The organism is Schlesneria sp., assembly GCF_036405755.1.
GTDB classification, from domain to species: Bacteria; Planctomycetota; Planctomycetia; order Planctomycetales; family Planctomycetaceae; genus Schlesneria; species Schlesneria sphaerica.
Genome location: NZ_DASWWZ010000070.1, coordinates 1 through 8255, shown reverse-complemented (window position 1 = coordinate 8255; position 8255 = coordinate 1). Strand labels below are relative to the sequence as shown.

8 protein-coding genes are annotated in these 8255 nt (G+C 54.9%); all 8 read right to left on the bottom strand.

Annotated elements, in window-relative coordinates; translation table 11 throughout:
- Positions 1–114: 114 nt before the first annotated feature.
- On the bottom strand, positions 115–1065 hold the full coding sequence (locus VGE80_RS02460; protein WP_440591552.1) for a thioredoxin family protein: 951 nt from the start codon (positions 1063–1065) through the stop codon (positions 115–117).
- A gap of 305 nt (positions 1066–1370) precedes the next feature.
- Positions 1371–2597, bottom strand: a complete 1227-nt coding sequence (gene xseA, locus VGE80_RS02455; protein WP_440591551.1) for an exodeoxyribonuclease VII large subunit — start codon at positions 2595–2597, stop codon at positions 1371–1373.
- A gap of 249 nt (positions 2598–2846) precedes the next feature.
- Complete coding sequence (locus VGE80_RS02450; protein WP_373652201.1) at positions 2847–3263, bottom strand: secondary thiamine-phosphate synthase enzyme YjbQ; 417 nt, start codon at positions 3261–3263, stop codon at positions 2847–2849.
- Between the two features lie 9 nt (positions 3264–3272).
- Entirely contained in the window at positions 3273–3788 is a 516-nt protein-coding gene (locus VGE80_RS02445) for a hypothetical protein (protein ID WP_373652200.1), read from the bottom strand.
- Between the two features lie 292 nt (positions 3789–4080).
- Positions 4081–4812 carry a response regulator gene (locus VGE80_RS02440; protein ID WP_397569935.1) on the bottom strand — a complete coding sequence of 244 codons (732 nt, stop codon included), beginning with the start codon at positions 4810–4812 and terminating at the stop codon, positions 4081–4083.
- Positions 4809–5504, bottom strand: a complete 696-nt coding sequence (gene phoU, locus VGE80_RS02435) for a phosphate signaling complex protein PhoU (protein ID WP_373652198.1) — start codon at positions 5502–5504, stop codon at positions 4809–4811. Before phoU ends, VGE80_RS02440 begins: the two co-directional genes overlap by 4 nt.
- Positions 5505–5849: 345 nt before the next feature.
- The gene (pstB, locus tag VGE80_RS02430) at positions 5850–6593 is read right to left on the bottom strand and encodes a phosphate ABC transporter ATP-binding protein PstB (RefSeq protein ID WP_440591553.1); all 744 of its coding nucleotides are present in this window, start codon (positions 6591–6593) and stop codon (positions 5850–5852) included.
- Between the two features lie 178 nt (positions 6594–6771).
- Entirely contained in the window at positions 6772–8124 is a 1353-nt protein-coding gene (pstA, locus tag VGE80_RS02425) for a phosphate ABC transporter permease PstA (protein WP_440591550.1), read from the bottom strand.
- Positions 8125–8255: the final 131 nt, after the last annotated feature.

Sequence of the window (8255 nt, the reverse complement as noted above, 5' to 3'; positions counted from 1 at the left end):
TGGCCTGGATACCCACAGATGTAAGATGACACTGACCGAACTAACGCTTGGGAGCTTCGTCGCTCGCGAGAAAAAACGAATGGGCCGACGGTTGTGTCGGCCCATTCAAGAGGCTTAGCGGACGACCGTTTGTTCGATCTGGTCGACTTTCAAAGCGTGCTGGAGTCGGATGTACTTTTCCGGGTTGGCCTTGAATTGGCGTCGTCGCTCTTCGGATTTGAAGAGAAACAGTTCATCATCAAAAAAGGCAGCGTACTTAATGTCCCCGGAAACAGCCTTATCTGATTCCCACAGGATCACAGGATCGCATCCCAACAGTTTTGGTGCGAAGGCCTCTGGATCGTTGCGGAATTCCACGAGTTCTTCCCGCGAGCAGAGATAGTACGTCACCTCTTTGTAGTCCCAGGCGAATTTGGGAGATCCGCGGTTCCATTGGCGGTTCTTGGCAATCGCCACCGGACTGAAACCGGCGAGCCCAATAATCGGCTTAGGTTCACCCAGTTCGATCCCGCCAGACGATGTGCTACTCGCTCCCTTTGTTTCAACGGAGGCAGGAGTGGATTTCAGGACCAGAGTTTCACCCGCGTGTGCTCGGGTGAACTTGGCTTCTGCTTTGGAAATATTGGCCACATAACCGTTGCGATCCTGAAACCCTGCGTGAAGTGCCAGAACACGACCCGACTGGGAATCGACGATGACATCGCTGGGCAGGGTTTCCACGCCGTACCGTCGGACGAGGTCTTGTCGCTGATCGGAATTGACTTTTGTCGCGATGAACCGTGTCTGCAGCAAATCTTTCACGTCTGTCGCACTGAAGACTTCCCGGTCCATTCGCTTACAGGGCATGCACCAGTCTGCATAGAAATGGATCAGCAGAGGAAGCTTCTTCTCTTCGGCTTCTGCGAGGGCGGCTTTGAAATCCGATCGGAATACAGAATCAAGTTCGGCACAGTCAGCCTGAGGAACATTCGTCAGAATCGTTACGAGCAGGATTGCTGCCCAAGTCGCCGTGCGGCGAAATGAGTTGTGATGGCCGGATAACTGGCCAATGGTCGCTTGAGACATGACTCGATCCCTGTTCTGCCTGATACTTCCGACGCGAATGCCCCTTGTGGGTATCGGCCGAGGCGAAGAGAGATGCCTGCTGCGATTTCTGTGTTCTTCGGCAATTTCTGCAGCAGCAAAACGAAGCTATCGAATTTGCCGACGAATCGATTCCGTGGCATCAAGTCGACTCCAACGTTACTGAAGCAGACCTGAATGAGCTTCCTGGCGAGACGACCGGGACCCTTGCAGGGCGAACACGATCTCAGGCGGAAAAGCCTGCAGAGACGGCTGCCGGAGTCGGTATAGACGGATGCCTGACGTGATTAATCCTCGTCGCATTCGACCTGAATCACTTCGCTCACCACACTTCCCCCTGAGAACAGTGTCGAGATGCGATCGCCTGGAGAGAGAGTACTCAGATCCCGGATCAGGTTTCCGTCCGCGAGTCGCTTGGTCAGGGAGTAGCCGCGTTCCAGGACGGCCAGCGGACTGAGTGCCGTCAACGAAGCGGCGATCTTGCTCAATTCCTGACGTGCCACGTCGATACGCCCGCGCATGGATCGTCGGAGACGTTCGTCCAGATCATCGACTTCCGATTGCAGCTCACGGATTCGATCGTAGGGCCGGGAGAGACTGCGATGGTCCTGTAGTTTTTCAACCTGAAACCGGGCTCGCTGAGCCTGATACTGCAGCGCTGTCGTCAGTCGATGTCGAACTCGCTCAAGCAGCTCTTTGACGTCGGACTCCAGTGGCACGACCAGTTCAGCTGCTTCGCTCGGCGTCAGCGCGCGCTTGTCGGCAACCAGATCTGCAATCGTCACGTCAATTTCGTGACCTACGGCACTGATGACGGGGATTTGACAGTCGTAGATAGCGCGTGCCACGACTTCTTCGTTAAACGCCCACAGGTCTTCGAGACTTCCTCCCCCCCGTCCGCAGATGACAATCTCCACATCGGGAATGAGATGCACGCGCCTCAGGGCCTCTGCAATTTGAGGTGCCGCGTCCGCACCCTGCACGGGAACCGGGACAATCACGACGTTCGCTCGTGGCCAGCGACGCGTAATCACCTGGAGCATATCCTTGACTGCAGCACCGGTGGGACTGGTGATTAAGGCAATTCGTCGCGGGATCAGCGGCCACTGCCGTTTGCGTTCTGGGTCAAACAGGCCCTCTGCATCGAGTTTCCGCTGGAGTTGCCGAAAAGCAAGTTCCAGCGCACCAACCCCCTGGGGTTCCAGTTGCTCTGCAATCAACTGGTACTGGCCTCGTGTCTCGTATAACTGAATGGGGCCTGCCGCGAGAACCTTCAGACCGTCCCGAAGCTGAAATCGCAATCGGGAAGCGGCTCCGCGCCACATGATCGCCGATAGCTGGGCCCCCTCATCCTTCAGTGTGAAGTAAACATGTCCGGAACTCGCTTGTTTGCAGTTCGAAATTTCTCCGCTGACCCAGACCAGCGGGAACGTACTTTCCATCACTCCTTTGAGGCGGGAAGTCAACTGGCTGACTGTCAGCGCTTTCGAGGGAAGGACCGTATCAATGTCCAAAGCTGACTCCGATCTGCAATCGCGGCAAATTCTCTGTCTGGGTAAAGCGGTCCCGAGGGACCCGTTCGTAGGGGGATCCGGCCAACTTACGGGCGGTTTGTGACACTCTATTCGAAACGGTGAATAAAGCGTATCACCCGCTGCAGCGTGTGCGAGCAAGCTGAATGATTCGCGCCGGTCGTGTCTGACGAGGCGATTTCACCGTGAAGGACGGAAAAGCGGCTTTGTCTGTCATCCCGCCGTGGTCGGTCAGGACTGAAGAGTGAGGATCAATGATCGCGATCCACCATGATTACGGTGCTCGCAAAGATAGATTCCCTGCCAGGTGCCAAGATTCAATCGGCCGTCGGTGACGGGGATCAGCAGTGAGTTGCCCAGGAGCGACGCTTTCACGTGAGCTGGCATGTCATCCGGCCCCTCACACGTATGCACATAGGGAAAGCTCTCAGGGGCGATCGCGTTGAACGAGGACTCGAGGTCGCGAGGGACGTCGGGATCCGCGTTTTCGTTGATCGACAATGAGGCTGACGTGTGCTGGATGAAGACGTGCAACAGGCCGATTTTGACGGAGTGGATGTTCGGAATCGCCCTGTAGACGTGGTCGGTAATCAAATGAAAACCGCGCGGGAACGGGGGCAACTTTAACTGCGTTTGATACCAGCCCATTGAGTCCACTTAAGAGTCGAGGGTCAAGTTGGAAAGAGACGCATGAGTTCGGCGGACCCACTCGACAGGGGGATCGAGACGAGCGACATTGATGTGAATCTCTGTCAGAATCTCGATCACACGTTCCATCGGAACACCCGCATCACGTGCCCATTCGATGACTTCAAGATCGTTCATCACGCGGCGACGATCGGTTTTCATCAGTTCGAGAATGACCAGCATAAGCCGGTCATTTTCGAAGATGGGCCGCATCAGTTTTGCAAAATCCTGATGCGAGAATTCGTACCAGCGACAGACACCTTCTACGTGTTCGATTCGTCGCCAGCGGCAAAATCTCCACCAGAAGCGTTTCAACCAGTCAGCTACAGCAGCCTGCCCGACATCGCGTCGAGCTTTCTCGCTTTCAATCCACTTATGGCGTTCAATCTCGTCCCATGCTGCCGGCAGCAAGCTTGGGACTGTTGTTCCCAGCCAGGGTTGGTCGGTGGCGGCATCTTCAGAAACCAGGTCGGACGTTGAGGGCATGCGTCGTTCCTCCTTCGCATAAGGAACTATACTCTCTGATAACGAATTGGCAACCTTGAGTTATGAGACTGCGTACGGCCCCCAAGGGAAGCTGCCAAGGTCGACTGGACAAGACCTCAGGCTGTGTTCTCGTCTGCGGACGAGATGCCTGCGCGTGGCACCAGTTGAGTCACCTCGCCGTTCTGTTTCTCGGCCTGAAGAGGCCAATTTTTGATCTGGTCGACCGACAACGCACGGCGATCTGGTTAGGTCAGATACTCTGCGGGGATCCGATAGCGAACTTCCGAACGAGTTACTCGGCCGGCTCGTTGGATTCCGTTGCCGCAGGACTCGGTTCGTTCTCGGCGCGGAAGCGATAACCGACCCCGCGGACTGTTTCAATGACGTCTCCCAGGTCCCGAAGTTTTTGACGGAGCGACCGGACGTGGACGTCGATCGTCCGCTCCAGCGCATTCGCATCTTCGCCCCGGCAGTGGTCCATCAGTTCATTCCGTCCGAACGGACGACCGGCTGAACGGCTGAGTGCCCAAAGCAGTCGAAACTCGGTGGGAGTGAGGTCCAACAGTTGACCGCGTGCTTTTGCCGTGTGATTGACGCGATCGATTTCAATTCCGTGAATCGAAATAACATCTCGATTCTGCCGGTCGGTTCCCGTTCGTCGCAGCAGTGCCTTGATACGGTGAATCAACGGCTTCACTTTGAACGGCTTTGTGACGTAATCGTCCGCGCCCATATTGAAGCCCACGATTTCGTCGACTTCTTCGCTACGAGCGGTGAGCATGATGACGCGAATTCCCTGAGTCTTTGTGTCGGCACGCAACTGTCGACAGACTTCCAGACCATCGATTACCGGTAACATCAGGTCAAGCAGGACCAGATCAGGCTCAAAAGAACGAAGACGACGAAGTCCATCCTGCCCATCCGAGGCCAGCGCGACTTCAAACCCCTCACGCTCGAGGTTGTAAGACAGAACCTCTTGCAGAGCACGTTCGTCTTCAATGATCAGAATTTTTTGTTTGCTCATGTGATATCGTTGTTGGACCTCTCAGGAATCGTCGAAAATCGATTCCGATGCCGAATGATTTCGCCCTGTACCAGATAGACCACGTCTTCCGCGATGTTCGTGGCGTGGTCAGCGATTCGTTCGATCTGGCGAGATGCGGAAAACATATGCAGGGCCGGTTCAACAAGATCGGGTCGCGATTGCATCAGGCGACTCAGTTCTTCAATGATGACCCTGTTCAAATTATCAATCGATTCATCTTGCAGGCAGACTTCGCGTGCCGTCCGGACATCCAGGTGCACATACGCGTCAATGCTGCGGTGCAGCATGTCGAGCGCCTGCCGCGACATATGCTTCATATTATCGGGTACAGAGATTTCCGCGCAACTTGCGATTCCGCAAGCTCTCTCAGCAATACTCACACCCAGGTCTGCCACCCGCTCAAGTTCGCCACCGATTTTGAGGACAGTGGTGATCCGCCTGAGATCGATGGCGACAGGCTGATGGAGGGCGAGCAGCTTCAGGCATTCTTCTTCGACAGCGACATCCATTCGGTCGACTTCGTCGTCGGCAGCCATAATCTGCTTCGCACGTTCGTAGTTCGGGCGATGGAGTGCTTCCACGGCCGAGTGGATCATTTCTTCCACGCGAGCACACATCGTCAGCACCATGCGATGGAGATTATCAAGGTCTCGAATTAAATGGATCGACACGGCTCCTACCTCCATCACTGAAAAACGCGATTTATCTCACCGACCGACGGTGGTTTGCCGGTCCGTTTTCGAACGGCAATGTAAGGCCCTGTTTACACGATGAATGCCATTAATGCTCAAGTCACTGCAGTAGTTTGTGATGTCTCAGGCCAAGTCGGGGATTGCTTGCGGACTTCGCCCTGACGGTGGATTTTATGCAGTCGGTCTCAATTCTCTGTTAAACCTGAGACTTGGGGCCCGGGAATCCACTCTTCCGGTAATAATGCAACAGTATTTGTGGTATCTACGCCCCGCAGAATCGGTCTTTAATCTTCACCTCTACGAACCCCATCAAGGGGTCTTTCATCACCCGAATCGGCCGGTGATGTAATCTTCTGTTTCCTTTTGTGTCGGATTCCTGAAGAGTTGTTCGGTCGGTCCCACTTCTACCAGCCGTCCCATACAGAAGAAGGCCGTTGTTTCACTGATACGAGCGGCCTGCTGCATGTTATGGGTGACGATCACGATCGTGTAATTCTGTTTCAGCTCGAAGATCAGATCTTCGATTCGGGCGGTGGATGCCGGATCGAGCGCCGAAGCCGGTTCATCCATCAACAGGACTTCGGGGTTCGTTGCCAGAGCCCGCGCGATGCACAGACGCTGCTGCTGGCCCCCCGATAGAGCCATTGCCGAGTCCTTGAGGCGGTCTTTGACTTCGTTCCAAAGTGCCGCCTGCTTCAGACACCGCTCAACGATTCCCTGCAGTTCCGACTTTTTGGTAAGGCCTGCGATTCGTGGTCCGAAGGCAATGTTGTCGAAAATGGATTTCGGAAAGGGAGTCGACTTCTGAAAGACCATGCCGACGCGTTTGCGGAGCGACACGACATCAACTTCGCGATCGTAGACATCTTCACCGTCGAGCAGTACGGACCCCGTGACGCGGGTCCCTTCCACGATGTCATTCATCCGGTTCAGCGACCGCAGATAGGTGCTCTTCCCACAACCTGAAGGCCCAATCAATGCCGTCACAGAGCGGCTTTGGATCTTCAGATTGATATCGTAAAGTGCCTGCTTCGTCCCATAGAAGAAACTCATTTCCTGTGTTTCAATCTTGGGAATAGGGTCAACGGGCTGGGTTCCCGCCCCCGCAGGGCTCCCTGCCGGTTCGACAAACTGTGTGAATTGTTTAACGAGAGCCATGGAAGTTAGTCATCTTTTAGGGTCAATCGATCTCATGATCGCGGCCGACTGAGTAACAAGGAAGACGGATTACAGCTAAGGATTACAATTATTGAATCTTCCGTTGATATCTCTGCCGGACAAAAATGGCGATTCCGTTCATGGACAGGAGCGTTGCCAGCAAGACCAGAATACCGGCCGCGGCAACGTGCTCAAAATTGGGGGCCGCCTCATTGACCCAACTGTAAACCTGAATTGGCAGGGCGGTAAATCGATCAAACGGTGCACGAATCAACTTGTCCGGGTGTTGCAGCACGTCCCCTAATCCAGTGATTCGCCCCGGGGCGTAACTCAACTGCGCTGCGACGCCGATGACAGCCAGGGGGGCTGCCTCACCAATCGCGCGCGACAGGGAAAGGATAACACCCGTCAGAATCCCTGGTAACGCGGCGGGAAGCACCTGATGCCACATGGTCTGCCACTTCGTGGCCCCAAGTGCGTAGGCAGCGTGTCTCAGTGAAGCAGGAATCGCCCGGAGTGCTTCTTGTGAAGTAATGATCACAACGGGAAGGCTCAGCAGCGCTAACGTACAGGCACCGGATAACAGCACCGGTCCCAGCGGCAGTGTGATGTCGATGGAACTCATTCCGGGCAATTTGAGCGAAACATACGTCGCTTGTTTGTCGAAAATGCCGAACATCCGGGAAAATACGGTAAACCCCAGGATCCCGTAAACGATCGACGGCACACCGGCCAGATTCGAAATGTTCAATTGAATGAACCGGGTCAGTATGGTGGGCTTTGCATATTCTTCCAGATACACCGCTGCCCCGACGCCGACCGGGACTGCCATACATGCGGTGAGAAAGATCAGCCAGATACTTCCCCAAAGTCCTACCATGATACCGGCTTCTGTTGGCTCGTAAGAATTTCCGGAAGTCAGGAACTTCCAGGTGAGCCAGCCCCACGGCTTAGGTGAGCGAGGTGGACTAACAACAGGAACACGGGGGTCGTCAGGAAAATTCCCAGTACCCACTTTCGTGTAGGCGACGGAATCTGTGTCGGAATCCGACGCCGTCGAAATCTTCAAGTCGTATGCAGGTGCTGCGCGACGACCATCGTGATTGAACTGGACAACTCCGTTGCGCAGATCTGAACTGGTAAAGGCAGTCACGCGATGACCCGGACGGTCCTTCAATTCGAATGCGCCACCAGAAACATTGCTGACCTTGAAGACGAATTCGGGCGCTGACTCGGTGAACGGAGCCTTGGTTTGGGGAGTCACCGGAGCAAGGCCCTTGCCTCGTCCCGGGCTGAACGCCGTTACCAGAATTGACCCGATCAACACGAGCAGGAACGACAGTGCCGCCAGAGTGGCGAGACGACAGAGCCATTCAAACATGAAACCAACGGTGTGCCGACGGTTCAGCAGACGCTCGTACGAGTCATTTCGCAGACTCATTGGTAGACCTCCCGATAACGCGAGAGGACCCACTGAGAAATCAGATTCATGAGCATCGTGATGATAAACAGCATTAATGCGACAGCATAAAGACTTTTCTCCAGGGTCGAACCCGTCACAACTTCGCCCGT